Origin of the sequence: Buttiauxella sp., assembly GCF_035271705.1 — a bacterium.
In the GTDB taxonomy this organism is placed as follows: Bacteria; Pseudomonadota; Gammaproteobacteria; order Enterobacterales; family Enterobacteriaceae; genus Buttiauxella.
On sequence record NZ_DATERI010000059.1, the window covers coordinates 1 to 14,414 of the forward strand.

The 14,414-nt window shown below is 47.6% G+C and carries 18 protein-coding genes; 7 read left to right on the forward strand and 11 right to left on the reverse strand.

Features of this window, described 5'->3' with window-relative positions; translation table 11 throughout:
* Window positions 1-215: FAD-dependent oxidoreductase (locus tag VJY99_RS05075; protein WP_324116924.1), on the reverse strand; the 215-nt coding region annotated here is incomplete at its 3' end.
* Window positions 216-540: 325 nt separating this feature from the next.
* Between VJY99_RS05075 and VJY99_RS05080 the strand changes: the two genes are divergently transcribed.
* Window positions 541-2,076: a SpoVR family protein gene (locus VJY99_RS05080; RefSeq protein ID WP_324116926.1), complete on the forward strand. Its 1,536-nt coding sequence runs from the start codon at window positions 541-543 to the stop codon at window positions 2,074-2,076.
* A gap of 79 nt (window positions 2,077-2,155) precedes the next feature.
* On the opposite strand, the gene fadR is transcribed toward VJY99_RS05080, so the two are convergent.
* The gene (gene fadR, locus VJY99_RS05085) at window positions 2,156-2,875 is read right to left on the reverse strand and encodes a fatty acid metabolism transcriptional regulator FadR (protein WP_324116928.1); all 720 of its coding nucleotides are present in this window, start codon (window positions 2,873-2,875) and stop codon (window positions 2,156-2,158) included.
* Window positions 2,876-3,172: 297 nt separating this feature from the next.
* Between fadR and nhaB the strand changes: the two genes are divergently transcribed.
* Window positions 3,173-4,738 (forward strand): Na(+)/H(+) antiporter NhaB, encoded by a 1,566-nt coding sequence (gene nhaB / locus VJY99_RS05090; RefSeq protein WP_324116930.1) that lies wholly within the window; start codon window positions 3,173-3,175, stop codon window positions 4,736-4,738.
* A 142-nt stretch (window positions 4,739-4,880) separates the two neighbouring features.
* Window positions 4,881-5,411, forward strand: coding sequence for a disulfide bond formation protein DsbB (gene dsbB / locus VJY99_RS05095; RefSeq protein WP_324116931.1), 531 nt, complete (start codon window positions 4,881-4,883; stop codon window positions 5,409-5,411).
* A gap of 48 nt (window positions 5,412-5,459) precedes the next feature.
* On the opposite strand, the gene VJY99_RS05100 is transcribed toward dsbB, so the two are convergent.
* The 4 genes from VJY99_RS05100 to VJY99_RS05115 all read right to left on the reverse strand — a co-directional run bounded on the left by VJY99_RS05100 (window position 5,460) and on the right by VJY99_RS05115 (window position 7,389).
* The gene (locus VJY99_RS05100) at window positions 5,460-5,696 is read right to left on the reverse strand and encodes a DUF333 domain-containing protein (protein ID WP_324116932.1); all 237 of its coding nucleotides are present in this window, start codon (window positions 5,694-5,696) and stop codon (window positions 5,460-5,462) included.
* A gap of 71 nt (window positions 5,697-5,767) precedes the next feature.
* Window positions 5,768-5,944 (reverse strand): cold-shock protein, encoded by a 177-nt coding sequence (locus VJY99_RS19690; protein WP_422653020.1) that lies wholly within the window; start codon window positions 5,942-5,944, stop codon window positions 5,768-5,770.
* Between the two features lie 211 nt (window positions 5,945-6,155).
* Window positions 6,156-6,356, reverse strand: a complete 201-nt coding sequence (locus VJY99_RS05110) for a glycogen synthesis protein GlgS (protein ID WP_324116933.1) — start codon at window positions 6,354-6,356, stop codon at window positions 6,156-6,158.
* Window positions 6,357-6,732: 376 nt separating this feature from the next.
* Window positions 6,733-7,389 (reverse strand): hypothetical protein, encoded by a 657-nt coding sequence (locus VJY99_RS05115; protein ID WP_324116934.1) that lies wholly within the window; start codon window positions 7,387-7,389, stop codon window positions 6,733-6,735.
* 735 nt (window positions 7,390-8,124) lie between these two features.
* Between VJY99_RS05115 and VJY99_RS05120 the strand changes: the two genes are divergently transcribed.
* Window positions 8,125-8,472 carry a hypothetical protein gene (locus VJY99_RS05120; RefSeq protein ID WP_324116936.1) on the forward strand — a complete coding sequence of 116 codons (348 nt, stop codon included), beginning with the start codon at window positions 8,125-8,127 and terminating at the stop codon, window positions 8,470-8,472.
* A 53-nt stretch (window positions 8,473-8,525) separates the two neighbouring features.
* Here VJY99_RS05120 and VJY99_RS05125 read toward each other — a convergent pair whose 3' ends face one another.
* The 4 genes from VJY99_RS05125 to VJY99_RS05140 all read right to left on the reverse strand — a co-directional run bounded on the left by VJY99_RS05125 (window position 8,526) and on the right by VJY99_RS05140 (window position 11,214).
* The gene (locus VJY99_RS05125) at window positions 8,526-8,972 is read right to left on the reverse strand and encodes a YcgN family cysteine cluster protein (RefSeq protein WP_324116938.1); all 447 of its coding nucleotides are present in this window, start codon (window positions 8,970-8,972) and stop codon (window positions 8,526-8,528) included.
* An 86-nt stretch (window positions 8,973-9,058) separates the two neighbouring features.
* Entirely contained in the window at window positions 9,059-9,718 is a 660-nt protein-coding gene (locus tag VJY99_RS05130) for a fumarylacetoacetate hydrolase family protein (protein ID WP_324116940.1), read from the reverse strand.
* 78 nt (window positions 9,719-9,796) lie between these two features.
* Window positions 9,797-10,864 (reverse strand): lytic murein transglycosylase, encoded by a 1,068-nt coding sequence (locus VJY99_RS05135; RefSeq protein ID WP_414641572.1) that lies wholly within the window; start codon window positions 10,862-10,864, stop codon window positions 9,797-9,799.
* A 74-nt stretch (window positions 10,865-10,938) separates the two neighbouring features.
* On the reverse strand, window positions 10,939-11,214 hold the full coding sequence (locus tag VJY99_RS05140) for a YcgL domain-containing protein (protein ID WP_324116941.1): 276 nt from the start codon (window positions 11,212-11,214) through the stop codon (window positions 10,939-10,941).
* Between the two features lie 126 nt (window positions 11,215-11,340).
* Between VJY99_RS05140 and minC the strand changes: the two genes are divergently transcribed.
* The 3 genes from minC to minE are packed head-to-tail and all read left to right on the forward strand — an operon-like array spanning window position 11,341 to window position 13,167.
* Window positions 11,341-12,048, forward strand: a complete 708-nt coding sequence (minC, locus tag VJY99_RS05145) for a septum site-determining protein MinC (protein WP_324116943.1) — start codon at window positions 11,341-11,343, stop codon at window positions 12,046-12,048.
* 24 nt (window positions 12,049-12,072) lie between these two features.
* Window positions 12,073-12,885 (forward strand): septum site-determining protein MinD, encoded by an 813-nt coding sequence (gene minD, locus VJY99_RS05150; protein WP_324116945.1) that lies wholly within the window; start codon window positions 12,073-12,075, stop codon window positions 12,883-12,885.
* A gap of 3 nt (window positions 12,886-12,888) precedes the next feature.
* Window positions 12,889-13,167, forward strand: a complete 279-nt coding sequence (gene minE, locus VJY99_RS05155; RefSeq protein ID WP_034455225.1) for a cell division topological specificity factor MinE — start codon at window positions 12,889-12,891, stop codon at window positions 13,165-13,167.
* A gap of 103 nt (window positions 13,168-13,270) precedes the next feature.
* Here the strand turns inward: minE and rnd are convergent, their stop codons facing one another.
* On the reverse strand, window positions 13,271-14,392 hold the full coding sequence (rnd, locus tag VJY99_RS05160) for a ribonuclease D (RefSeq protein WP_324116983.1): 1,122 nt from the start codon (window positions 14,390-14,392) through the stop codon (window positions 13,271-13,273).
* Window positions 14,393-14,414 lie beyond the last annotated feature (22 nt).

The window sequence follows — 14,414 nt, forward strand, 5'->3', positions numbered from 1 at the left end:
TGGCGCTGGAACATCCATTTGATGGCTTTGAGTGGCACACCGGGTGCGGCCCAGGGTGCGGCGTAACCCGGTGAGATTTGCCCGGCATTTGCCGCACTGGTTTCCATGGCAGGTCCCGCTTCCCTGTCGATAACCGTGACATCATGCCCTGCCTGACGTAAATACCAGGCACTGCTGACACCGACAACACCACTTCCCAGCACCACAACATGCATAACTATTCCACCATTTAGCTAAAAGAATAATCTTCTGATTACAAATTGATAACCCAGATGAAAATGTTATTCAACATATGGCTTTATTATAGTGACTTTTCTCACATCTTTACCTCGCACAGCACGGTTAACATAATTAGAATCTCCTACGTACGAATATATTTTCCTCAGAATATTATTCTGCTCTAATCACAAAATACCGGGTGTTAAGACAAGTAAATCATGAGGAAAAAATTTTGCTTGCAGCGGCTAAGTTTCAGGAGTTGTCTATTCTTGAAGTGAGGCTTTCCATCCAGAGAGAGCCGCCAACAATGAGGGCGCGCTGATGGCTATTGTTACTGATTCCGCCACAAAGGATTCTAAACGTCTAAGTGATGGACCTGACTGGACGTTCGAGCTGCTCGATGTCTATCTCGCCGAGATTGACCGGGTCGCCAAACTCTATCGGCTGGACACTTATCCTCATCAAATCGAAGTGATTACTTCCGAGCAGATGATGGACGCGTATTCGAGTGTCGGGATGCCGATTAACTACGCACACTGGTCATTTGGTAAGAAATTCATCGAAACGGAACGGCTTTATAAACATGGGCAGCAAGGGCTGGCCTATGAAATCGTCATCAACTCCAATCCGTGTATTGCTTATCTGATGGAAGAAAACACCATCACCATGCAGGCGCTGGTTATCGCCCACGCCTGTTATGGGCATAACTCTTTCTTCAAGAACAACTATTTGTTCCGTAGCTGGACAGATGCCAGCTCGATTATTGACTACTTAATCTTCGCACGTAAATACATTACCGAGTGCGAAGAACGCTATGGCGTGGATGAGGTAGAGCGTTTGCTCGACTCCTGTCATGCGCTGATGAACTACGGCGTTGACCGTTATAAACGTCCGCAAAAAATTTCGTTGCAGGAAGAAACCGCTCGGCAGAAAAGCCGCGAGGAGTATCTGCAGAGCCAGGTCAATACACTATGGCGTACCCTGCCACGCCGTGAAGAGGAAAAAACGATTGCCGAAGCGCGTCGTTACCCTTCAGAGCCACAGGAAAACCTGCTCTATTTCATGGAGAAAAATGCACCGTTGTTGGAGTCCTGGCAGCGTGAGATTTTACGTATCGTGCGTAAGGTTAGTCAGTATTTTTATCCACAGAAACAGACCCAAGTGATGAACGAAGGCTGGGCTACGTTCTGGCACTACACCATTCTTAACCATCTGTATGATGAAGGAAAAGTGACAGACCGCTTTATGCTGGAGTTTTTGCACAGTCACACCAATGTGGTGTTCCAGCCACCGTACAACAGCCCGTGGTACAGCGGCATTAACCCGTATGCACTCGGCTTTGCCATGTTCCAGGATATCAAACGGATTTGCCAGACACCGACTGAAGAAGATCGCTATTGGTTCCCGGATATTGCCGGTAAAGATTGGTTGGATACCCTGCATTTCGCGATGCGTGATTTTAAAGATGAAAGTTTTATCAGTCAGTTCCTGTCACCTAAACTGATGCGTGATTTCCGCTTGTTTACGGTGCTCGATGATGACCGCAATAATTACCTGGAAATTGCCGCCATTCACAATGAAGAGGGCTATCGCAAGATTCGTGCTGAGCTTTCTGCCCAGTACAATCTGAGTAACCTTGAGCCGAACATTCAGGTATGGAACGTTGATTTACGAGGCGATCGCTCGCTGACTTTGCGATATATCCCGCATAACCGTGCACCGCTGGATAAAGGGCGTCGGGAAGTCCTCAAGCATGTGCATCGTCTGTGGGGCTTTGACGTGACGTTAGAGCAGCAAAATGAAGATGGTAGCGTTGAGTTGCTTGAACGTTGCCCTCCACGGCTTAATAACCTGTAACCGGCACTGCGCCAGCATAAAAAAACGCTTCCTTCGGGAAGCGTTTTTCGTATTACAGGACGGTCATAAAAATGCCAGGTTAACGGCTGTTCATGGCCAAATCGCCCGGTAAATTTTTCTGCATCTGATGCCAGATATCGCCACTTTCACGCCCGTAGGTACGAACGGTTTCAAATACTTGATCGTGCAAACCTTGTTGGCAAATTTCTGCCAGACGGTGGTAGAAACCTAACGCCAGGCTACGCGCTTCAGGACTTGAGAAATAATGACGGCCGATACGGGTATACAGTCCTTTCATTCCGTTGAGGATCAGACCGTAAATCGGGTTCCCGGAAGCGAATGCCAGGCCACGGAAAATGTTGTAGTCCAGTTTTGCAAACGCATCAGCGTGATCTTCAACACTGTTAGCCGTCGCCAATACTTCCTGGGCTTTATCCGGATGCTGACGAACAGCGGTGCGGATAAAGATAGTCGCGATGTTGGTTCGAACTGATAACAGGTTATCAATCAACTGCGGCACACTGTCATGATCGAGGCGAGCCAAGGTCTCCAGAATGTTCAATCCTGAAGTTTCCCAGAAGTTATTCACTTTGGTCGGCTTGCCATGCTGAATCGTTAACCAACCATCACGCGCCAGACGCTGAAGCACCTCGCGCAGCGTGGTACGGGTGACGCCGATTAACTCGGATAACTCACGTTCAGCCGGAAGAATGGTTCCCGGAGCGAAGCGGTTATTCCAGATACTTTCGATGATATATTCTTCCGCGAAACCCGCTGGGCTCTGCGCCTTAATGACCATAGTATGCTTTCCATTACACAGGTTTTGCTAAAGAGACTCATCATACCAGATGCCATGCGGTGCATGGTAGCGGCGACAACCGCCAAATATGGAATCATGATTTAATTTTACATATAATCGCACTCTGAAAGTACATTCCCATGCCTTGATTGATGCCTTATGCACAGGTAACCTAAAACCACTTTTTTGAACGCAACTTTATATTTATCCGAAATATTTCAATTTTGTTAGAGGTATGTAGAAAGCCTCTTCTGTTCTTTGACATATTATAGGTAATGGGAGAATGAAAATTTCACGATGGAAATGTCTATTGGTCGTGCGCTTTATCGCAACTTTTTAGGTCAATCTCCGGATTGGTACAAGCTGACTTTACTGACTTTTTTAGTCGTAAATCCATTAGTTTTTTGGTTTGTCAGTCCATTTATTGCAGGTTGGTTATTAGTTGCAGAGTTTATCTTTACCCTGGCAATGGCGTTGAAATGCTATCCGTTACTGCCTGGCGGCTTGTTAGCGTTTGAAGCCGTATTCATCGGTATGACCAGCGCCGAACATGTGCGTGCAGAAATCGCTGCCAACCTTGAAGTGTTGTTGCTGCTGGTATTTATGGTAGCGGGCATCTACTTCATGAAACAGCTTCTGCTATTGCTGTTTACCAAATTACTGCTCGGCATCCGCTCGAAGATTTTACTTTCCCTATCCTTTTGTTTCGCGGCAGCGTTTCTGTCAGCCTTCCTTGATGCCCTGACAGTGGTTGCCGTCATTATCAGCGTGGCGGTGGGCTTCTACGATATTTATCACCGCGTCACGTCTGCAGGTGATTTAGACAATAATATTAAGGATGACCCCCTTCTTGCTTCTGAAAATCACAAAACCCTTGAGCAATTTCGGGCGTTCTTACGCAGCCTGATGATGCATGCGGGTGTCGGTACAGCACTGGGCGGTGTGATGACCATGGTTGGCGAGCCGCAAAACCTGATCATCGCGAAAAATGCGGGCTGGCATTTTGGCGACTTCCTTCTGCGTATGGCACCAGTGACCATTCCAACTCTGATCTTTGGTCTGCTTACCTGTGTGCTGTTAGAGTCCACCAAAATCCTTGGTTACGGTGAAAAACTGCCGGAGAAAGTACGTGGGATTTTGCAGGATTTCGACACCAGCAGTGCTCAAAAACGGACTCGTCAGGACAAGATGAAGCTTGTGGTGCAGGCGCTGATTGGTATCTGGCTGATTATTGCACTGGCATTGCATTTAGGTGAAGTTGGGTTAATCGGTTTGTCGGTGATTATTTTTGCCACCGCGCTATGCGGCGTGACCGATGAGCATCAGATTGGTAAAGCCTTTACCGAAGCATTGCCATTTACCGCCCTGCTGACGGTGTTCTTTGCAGTCGTTGCCGTGATAATCGATCAACGTCTATTTACCCCGGTTATTCAGTTTGTATTGTTGGCCGAACCGAATTCGCAGCTGGCGCTGTTCTATTTATTCAACGGTATCTTGTCATCGATTTCTGATAACGTGTTTGTCGGAACCGTGTACATCAACGAAGCGAAAACTGCGCTGACCAACGGTATTATCGATCTCAAACAGTTTGAGTTACTCGCAGTGGCTATCAACACCGGGACTAACCTGCCGTCGGTTGCGACACCGAATGGCCAGGCTGCATTTTTGTTCCTGCTCACCTCAGCTCTCGCGCCACTGATTCGTCTTTCTTATGGACGTATGGTGCTGATGGCACTGCCGTATACACTGGTACTGACCGTGGTTGGATTGTTGTGTGTACAGTTTACGCTCGTTCCAGCAACTGAATGGATGTTGCAGGCCGGGTGGATTTCTTTACCCCCTATCGACGCTTTACCACATTAAGTTAATTTCGCGGGTAGCTTGCTGCCCGTTAACTTTTTTGTCTGATAAACATTCAATTAGCCTGTTATTTTGATGTGCCTACTGGCGCGGAAATCGAATTCGTTTACACTGCGACTCAACGAATGCTGCTGGGATACTGATTATGTTGCGATATTTAAACCAATGCTCCCGTGGGCGAGGAGCCTGGCTTCTTCTTGCATTCACGGCTTTCGCGCTGGAAATGGTGGCATTGTGGTTTCAGCACGTCATGTTGCTGCAACCGTGTGTAATGTGTATTTACGAGCGTTGCGCACTGTTCGGCGTGATGGGTGCAGGCATTGTCGGTGCAATTGCGCCGAAATCTCCGCTACGTTATGCCGGGATTGCGCTTTGGATCTACAGTGCCGGGAAAGGCCTGCAGTTGGCATGGGAACACACCATGATTCAGCTTCATCCTTCACCGTTTGTGACGTGTGATTTTGCTGCCCGTTTCCCAAGCTGGTTGCCACTCGATAAATGGCTGCCACAAGTATTTGTGGCGACGGGTGACTGTTCCGTACGTCAGTGGGAATTCCTGTCGCTGGATATGGTGCAGTGGCTGGTGGGAATTTTTGCCATTTTCCTGGTGATTGCTGTGCTGGTGTTGATTGCTCAGCCTTTCAAGCCTAAACGTCGCGATCTGTTTAGTCGGTAAGCTCAGGACTCAAGAAGACAAAAACCCGCCGAGGCGGGTTTTTTATTATTAGTGGTCGCGTCGATAAAGCGTCCACTGGTCCATTCGTTCACCGCTCGGCAATAAGCAGTCACCCCGCTCCCCCAAATCGGTTTTCACCGTTCTCAATTCACCGCCCTTATCTTTGCAGTAAACTGACGCCGGGTTCGGCATGCCGATAACCTGAGGCGGTTTGGGAGTGGTAGGTTCGGGCGATGAACAGCCACTGAGTGTGAGTGCCCCAAGCAGTAGTGTTATTTTTTTCATTATTCCTCCGATTTGGAGGCTGAATGGTAACAGTGCAGAGTTGGGGAAAGCAAAATCAGCGGCACGCGCTCTTATCGAGCAGACACGTTATATTGATGAATCGCACTCATCGGACGATGAAGGAGGTGCATCCCTGATTTACAGAAAATACAAACAGCGCCATGGGGATTTGTTTCTCGGACATCATAGGGGGAAGTGCGATACTGTGAACCGCCACATGACGGACACTTAAATGTTAAATGTTGGATAAAAACCTACTTTTACTTGTTATTGAAAGAATACCGTATCACAAAGAATTCACTTTGTACGATTTATTTTTGTATTCTTTGATGACTCTGGTGATTTAATCTGCACAGTCAGGTTGTTTAAAATAAGGTCCCGTCTAAAACGGAGGTGAGACACCGTAAGATGGAGCATCATTGCTTAGGGCAATGGTATGACCTCCATTGCCCCTGGACTTTAGTGCTTAATTTTCTGTGTACCCGCGCTGACTGCTTGCACGTAGTAGCGGTCATAATGTTCCTGGAACCAAGCTTTTTGCTCTTCACTCATATTGCCAGTGACTGCATTGATATCTATATCCCGACCCTGTGCATGCATATGGGCGAAACTACGGGCCAGAAAATCGAGATTTTCTACTGCGTAAACTCTTTTATTCATAACGTATTCCTTCTGTTTTTAATAACGAAAATTCCTATTCTCAGTATTCTGATTCTCGAAACCCCTTTATGTTCCCTCAACACCCACTCGTCGCTCATTATTCAACGCCCTGACATCACGCCATGCGAAAAGTGGTTTTATCCATATACAGAGTTTCTTTATCCATACTTAAAAGATAGTTCATTATTAACGAGGAATTGTTAAATAAATCGATTTTGATTCGAAAATAACTTGAGTAACAAACCTACAACTTAAAAATCAAATAGTTATTGTCATGGTCCGTTGCTCTATTTCAGTGTGACCACTCAAGCGTTCACTCACGGATGGGGGCTGGGTGCCCCATCCGTGTCTGACAGTCAAGCAAGACTGGAGGTGTTCAGCCTCCCAGAGCGATGGTGACGGCAACTATCACCGCACCCACCGCAGCGAAGATGAGTCCAATCAGCCAAGGACGTTTGGAACCGGCATAGTGGGCCAGGCCACGGCCGAGCAAGACCAGCATGATGAGAGCGATAGTGTGGGAAAGACGTAGGGCCAATACGGTGTCGTCGAGGAACATGAAAGGCAGCAGTACCGGGAAGGTCGAGAGAAACACCAGCAAGAAAACTCCCAGGCTGTTGCGCAGATCCTGCCAACGGATAATACGGCTTATCATTGCATTTGGTGACTCTTTAAGTCGTGTTTGCCAATCTTTGAGCTCGGTGTCAGAGCTGTTCACGGCCAGGAAAGGAGGCAGCGCATCGCGCATTACCATAAGAGCCGCTGAATCCCCTGTCGGCAACTGACGCAGTTTTATCTCCAATCGCATTGATCGCCCACGCTCGGCCAAGGTGGTAATGAGGTAAACAATGGCATCGATAATACCCCAAGCGATGTTACAGCCGATACCGGCGATCAGGAGGTCCTTGACCTCTGCCTCTCCCGCCTCAAAGGCGTTAAAGCAGCCAGTAAAGGTGAGCACCATCAGCAGACCAAACAGGATCTCGGAGTGACGGGAGATGGGGTCTAAAGGGGAAAAACGGGATTGATTCATAGAGTGCACTCACTTTCTGGTTAAACAAATAGTGGATAGGCAAAGGGTATGCTGAACAAAAAAAGCAGCATCTTCAAATAGTAGCTCTGCTCTACTAACTGAGCTATGTCGAAATTGCGAGAACATACTGTGAAATTACGGTGTTAGAGGCGCTTTGTTGGTGGAATGGTCGCCCCCCATCTCTTGTGGTACAGGATGGACGATAAATCGTCACTCCTTGAACGGAGCGGCCATCATTAACCTTAAAACTATTGGCATCGATTTGGCAATTTGGCAAAAGAGGTTTTCCGAGCCAATCACCTCTGTTAGGTGGCCAAATTCAGTAAACCACTACAAAAAGGCCATTAACCGCTGAAGCTCTTTAATAGTCATAACTATTTCGTATGGCGCCAAAAGCATATCTATATTGCTGATATTCAATGATGCGTGTATTTCTTGTGCTGATGTTATGCATACAACACTTTCGCGAAATATCGCACCCCGGCTAATCAGGATTTCCCCTGTGTCGGGGATTTTTTTGCAAAAATATTAACCAGGCGAATGGCAAGTGAAGTATTCACCGACCTACAGGGTTCTGATATTGAAGACGCATTGAGCGATATTGAAGATGAGGAGGAGAACTGTCTAATCATGATAACGGGCAAACGTTCGAATTATTCAGTAAAACCGAAAACATTGGCTAATGTTATGGTGATACCTCTACATGGGGGACTTTCGCAACATAAGGAATGAATAATGTTTAATAAACTGTGTGTTATTACCGTGGCTAGTGTTCTTGTTGCAGGCTGCGCAACCCAGAATGATTTATCCCCACAAGAAAAGAAATATCAACGCGTCAATACCTCCGCACGTCAATGCGCAGAAGATGTAAAAAATAAAACCATCGAATTAACAGCCAAGGGAATGTCAACGCATGTCCATTGGACGACCGTACAATATGTGTTCACAGGTTCAGATGGCAAAGAAAGCCTGCGCACAGTTGAGTACAGAACGTCGACAGTTCTGGATAATGGCGCACCGGGGAGTGCCTGGAGGCAATGCATGCAAAATGAGGATGCGCTGGTACCGGAGTTAAAGTTCTGAGTGTCGCCCTAGTCAATAGGGTGGCAAGACAAAACTTCTTTCAAATCAATGCGTCAGTCGGCCCAATCAGGTTTGTTGAGTATATGCTCCTGCCAATCACGGACTTCAGATTCTTTAACCGCGATGTGTCGCACAGAAATACGTTCGCCGTGCATGGCGGCTTTAGATCCTGTCAGCAGTGGATGCCATGTCGGTAAATCTTTGCCTTCCGCCAACAGTCGATAAGCACAAGTGTGCGGCAACCATTCGAAAGTCGGCAAATTGTCACGCGTGAGCTTGATACAGTCTGGCTCGTAGTCAAAGCGACGGGCATAATTTTTACACTGGCAGGTTTTGATGTTCAGTTGCTTACAGGCGACGTTGGTGAAATAAATTTCATCACTGTCTTCATCCATCAATTTATGCAAACAACACTGGCCGCAGCCATCGCAGAGAGATTCCCACTCCGCGTCAGTCATTTCGTCAAGAGTTTTGCACTGCCAGAACGGCGTTGTAGTCATGATGGTGTCCCGTAATAAAACAAGCGCACCTTATAAACACTCTGAGCCGTAGATGCAAGTTTTGCCGCCCGTAGGCGGCAAATTGATTATAGTACGCGGGTGGTCAGACTATGGTTAGCAAAGCTAACTTCGAGTTCATCACCGCTGTTCAGCGGCCCAACGCCTTCCGGGGTGCCAGTGAGAATGACATCTCCAGCACGCAAGGTGAAGAATTGGCTCATATAGGCAATTAACGGTACGATCTTGTGGATCATATCGGAAGTACTGCCTTGTTGGCGGATTTCGCCATTGATCTTTAAGCCAATCGTCGCATTTTGCGGATCGCCGCTAAATTCACTGGCGGGAATAAAACCAGAAATCGGGCACGAATTATCGAACCCTTTGGCCTTTTCCCACGGCTGGCCTGCTTTTTTCAGTTTGCCTTGTAAATCGCGCAACGTAAGATCAAGTGCGACTCCGTATCCCGCAATCGCCTTGGTCACATGCTCTTGCGTTGCCTTTCTCAAGGTTGAACCAATCAGAATCGCCAACTCTACTTCATGGTGTACGGAACCGAGACCCTGTGGCAGAACCAACGGTTGACGAATATCGCACAGCGCACTTTCAGGTTTAATGAACAACACCGGTTCGTCTGGCGTCGCACTCCCCATCTCTTTGATATGCTTTGCGTAGTTACTCCCTACACACACTACTTTGCTGACCGGAAAATCCAGCAGCGCACCCTGCCAATTATGATGCTGATACATGCCTTTCCTCTGCGTCGTTGTGTTAATTGCATTTGATACTAGAGAAAAAAAACGCCACTGAATACTAATGAATCTAGGTTATTTTGCGATTGCATCTGCCATCATGCTGATGCTTATCGCAAAGTAATAAGAACGGTTCCAGCGCATAATCGTGCGGAAATTGTTGTAGACCAGGAATGAGCGCCCTTGATTGTCATCCGGCGTCACAATCCACGCTTTTCGCTTAGACACGTGCAACGGTGTTCCGTCTTTTTGCGTGATGCCCAATTGCTGCCACTGGCTGACGGTTTTCCCTTGGTTGGTTTTCGTCCCTGCCAGTGCGCTATCGAAACCTTTTGGTAACGTGATTTCTTTGCCCCACGAGCCCCCCGCTTTCCAGCCTTCAGATTTCAGGTAATTAGCGGTGGAGGCAAAAACATCGCTGGTGTTAGTCCAGATATCAATTTTTCCGTCACCATCGCCATCAGCACCGTAGTGAAGATATGACGTTGGCATAAACTGGCTTTGCCCCATCGCGCCCGCCCACGAGCCTTTCAGCTCTTCTACTTTGATATGTCCCTGGTCGAGGATTTTTAAAGACGCAATCAACTCTTTGGTGAAAAAGGCTTCACGTCGCCCTTCAAAAGCGAGGGTTGCAAGGGCAGAGATGATGTCCTCTTTCCCCTGTATTTCACCAAAATGACTTTCCATCGCCCACAGCGCCACAATGTACTGGCTTTGTACACCAGTCCGGTTACTGATTTGGTTTAACTCACGTTTATGTTGCTGATACTGCGCGCGCGCTGTTTCAACCTTTTCCGGTGTGATGACCCGATCCAGGTACTCATCAAGCATGATTTTCTTTTCAAGCTGGTTCTGGTCAGACTTTATGACCCGATCAACAAAATGAACGTTTGCGAAGGCGCTGGTAATGGTGCTGTCGCTGATACCCTGTGCCCTGGCCTGGGTTTTAAGGGTTTCAACAAAAGCGGGAAATTCGGCGGGATTACGCCCTTGCTGAGCAAGTGTTGTTGGCGCAGGTTTAGCCTCAGGCTGCGGCGCAATCGGTGTGTTAACAAGGGATTGCACCGGTGTATCGGCGGCTGTAGCGCTTAAACTGCTAAGCATAAAGGCGATGACCGTTAAACAAATTGCTGGAGTCTTCATCATTTTCCCCGCGGTGATTTGTTCTAAATATCATCTACCTTTATGTTAGGAAAGATTTGGCACTAGTCTGAAACTTATTTTTTCGGACTATTTTCGAGGTGCATTTTTAGCAAACTTTCTGGGGGTGGTGGCAATTGCAAATAATAGCCTTCATCTTTAAGAGCTTGTTTTACTTTTTCGATATCGGCACTGGCCAGTTTTTTACTCCCATCAAGCGGTAATAACATCGCCAATTGGGGCACGCCAAAACCTTGCATCAATTCTTCAGGAACTCGAGAGAAATCGTCTTTTTTTTCGACATAAAGATATGTCTGGTCACGCTTGCTACTTCTGTAGATCACACAAAACATTTTTTTTACTCTATTTTCGCCAGATGGTGGCTTGCCTGAATATACCTGTGACTATAACATGCCAGATGTACTTCGGAATATCGTCCCACACGAGTGGGGATTAAAACTGAATTGAGTAAGGCCAGGATGTCAAACACGCCAATCGAGTTAAAAGGCAGCAGTTTTACCTTATCAGTGCTTCATTTACATGATGCACAACCCGAGGTGATCCTCCAGGCCCTTCAGGAAAAAGTATCCCAGGCTCCAGCTTTTCTGAAAAATGCACCGGTGGTGGTGAATGTTGCCAGTCTCGAGGGTTCAGTTGACTGGAAAAAAGTCCAGCAAGCCGTGGTCTCTTCCGGTTTGAGAGTCGTCGGTATTAGTGGCTGTAAGAACGAAGCGTTGAAAATAGAAATTGAGCGCGCCGGCTTGCCACTTCTGACAGAAGGGAAAGAAAAAAATTCACGTGCTTATGCCGAGCCCGTTGAAGTTGCAGCACCTGCAGAGCCAATTGTTAATTCGGTCACAAAAACGCGTTTAATTGATGCTCCTGTTCGTTCGGGTCAGCGCATTTATGCACCAAACTGTGATTTGATTATCACCAATCACGTCAGTGCCGGTGCAGAACTTATAGCTGATGGTAATATTCATGTTTACGGCATGATGCGTGGCCGTGCCCTGGCGGGTGCCAGCGGCGATCGTGATGCACAAATATTCTGTACAAATCTTGCTGCTGAGCTGGTCTCAATAGCGGGTGAATACTGGCTGAGTGATCAAATACCGGCCGATTATTATGGGAAAGCAGCCCGCCTGAGTTTGGCCAGTGGAGCTCTCTCCGTTCAACCTTTAAATTAAGCCCTTTTAACAAGGAATTCCTTTATGGCACGCATTATTGTTGTTACATCGGGTAAAGGGGGCGTCGGTAAGACCACGTCCAGCGCGGCCATCGCTACGGGTTTGGCCCAAAAGGGGAGAAAAACCGTCGTCATTGATTTTGATATCGGCTTACGTAACCTTGACTTGATCATGGGCTGCGAGCGTCGTGTGGTATACGATTTCGTTAACGTTATTCAAGGTGACGCCACATTAAATCAGGCGTTAATCAGAGATAAGCGCACCGAGCAGCTCTATATTCTCCCGGCATCACAAACTCGCGATAAAGACGCACTCACCCGCGAAGGTGTCGCGAAAGTGCTTGAAGACCTGAAAAATATGGACTTCGAATTTATCGTTTGTGATTCCCCAGCAGGTATCGAAACGGGTGCATTAATGGCGCTCTATTTCGCTGATGAAGCGGTTATCACGACTAACCCTGAAGTTTCATCAGTGCGCGATTCGGACCGCATCCTCGGCATTCTTTCTTCTAAATCTCGCCGTGCAGAAAACGGCGAAGCACCGATTAAAGAACACCTGCTGCTGACTCGCTACAACCCGGGTCGTGTTAATCGCGGCGACATGCTAAGCATGGAAGATGTGCTGGAAATCCTACGCATCCCATTGGTTGGGGTTATCCCAGAAGATCAATCGGTTCTACGTGCGTCAAACCAAGGTGAGCCGGTCATTCTTGACCAAGAGGCTGACGCAGGTAAAGCTTACGCAGATACTGTTGAGCGCCTGCTTGGCGAAGAAATCCCTTTCCGCTTCATTGAAGAAGAGAAGAAAGGCTTCCTCAAACGTCTGTTCGGAGGATAAGTTATGGCATTACTAGACTTTTTTCTCTCACGGAAAAAGAACACCGCCAACATTGCAAAAGAACGTCTGCAAATTATCGTCGCAGAACGTCGCCGTGGTGATAGTGAACCTCATTATTTGCCGCAGCTAAAACGCGATATTCTGGAAGTGATTTGCAAATACGTAAAAATCGACCCAGAGATGCTAACTGTCGTTCTCGATCAAAAAGATGATGATATTTCTGTTCTGGAACTTAACGTGACGTTGCCAGAGACTCAGGAAGCCACCACCAAATCGGCTTAGTCGACACTGTCGAAATAAACCCCTGGAATGACCCTGGGGTTTATTTATTTTTACGCTCTGACATTCTGAGTAATACAGATTATTCTTAATCGTACTGCGTATATTAATAATCTGCCAAAAGCGTTTTTAACGTCTCACCCATTACTCGGCCACGCCATCCACTGATTAATTCAGGTTGTGTCGCTTGCGATTTTAATTGCCAGTGCCAATTTAACAATTGGTTAATTTGCCGACGCGAAGCAAGTAATTCAACACTCAGTCCACACGTCTCACTCACTTGCTGCACCAGCGCTTTAATCGCTTTAAATACGCGGCGATAACCCGGCATATCAACCAGATTACTTAAGGGTTCTGGTAATTCATCATCGGATAGCGCCTGTGCTTCAACGACCATCGCCAGCAATGCTTTGCCGTGGAAACGGATTTCGCTACCGCTCAGGCCAAGATGTTCCAGTTCACCCAACGAACCCGGCATGTAACGCGCGACCTGCCACAGGTGCTCTTCGCGTACCACGAAATTAACAGCCATATCACGTTCACGCGCTTTTCGCAGGCGCCACGAGGCCAGTTTCTTCAGACAAGCCAACTGACGCGTTCTTAACTGCCATGCGTTACCGATTTCACGCCAGGCTTCTTCGGGATCCAGTACATCCTGGCGACGACCCGCCATTAAGTTACATTCGTCCAGCGCCGCCTCCATCCAACCTGCGGCTTGTGTCTCTTCCATCAACTTATGCGCAATTGGCAACAGATAAAGTACGTCTGCGGCAGCATAGTCACACTGGCGCTCGGTGAGTGGGCGCGCAAGCCAATCGGTACGTGATTCACTTTTATCCAACGCAATGCCCGTGAAGGACTCAACGAGAGTGGCAAACCCACAAGAGAGTGGGCGTCCACTAAACGCCGCCAGAATCTGCGTATCAATAAACGGATCGGGGAGCATGCCAAACGCATTGAGGAACACTTCCAGATCTTCACTCCCTGCATGCAGGAATTTAATCACCGCTTTATCTTGCAGTAGCGCTTTAAACGGTGACCAGTCAGTAATCGTTAGCGGGTCGATAAGCGAAGCGGTCTCACCGTCGTACAACTGAATCAAACCCAGTTGCGGATAGTAAGTACGGGTGCGTACAAATTCGGTATCCAGCGCAATGGCTGGGAAATGACGTGCCGCCTCGCACACAGTGGCAAGGGCTTCATCGGTAATAATCATTTGGTAAGTCAAATTCAGTTCTCTTAGGTTTGCG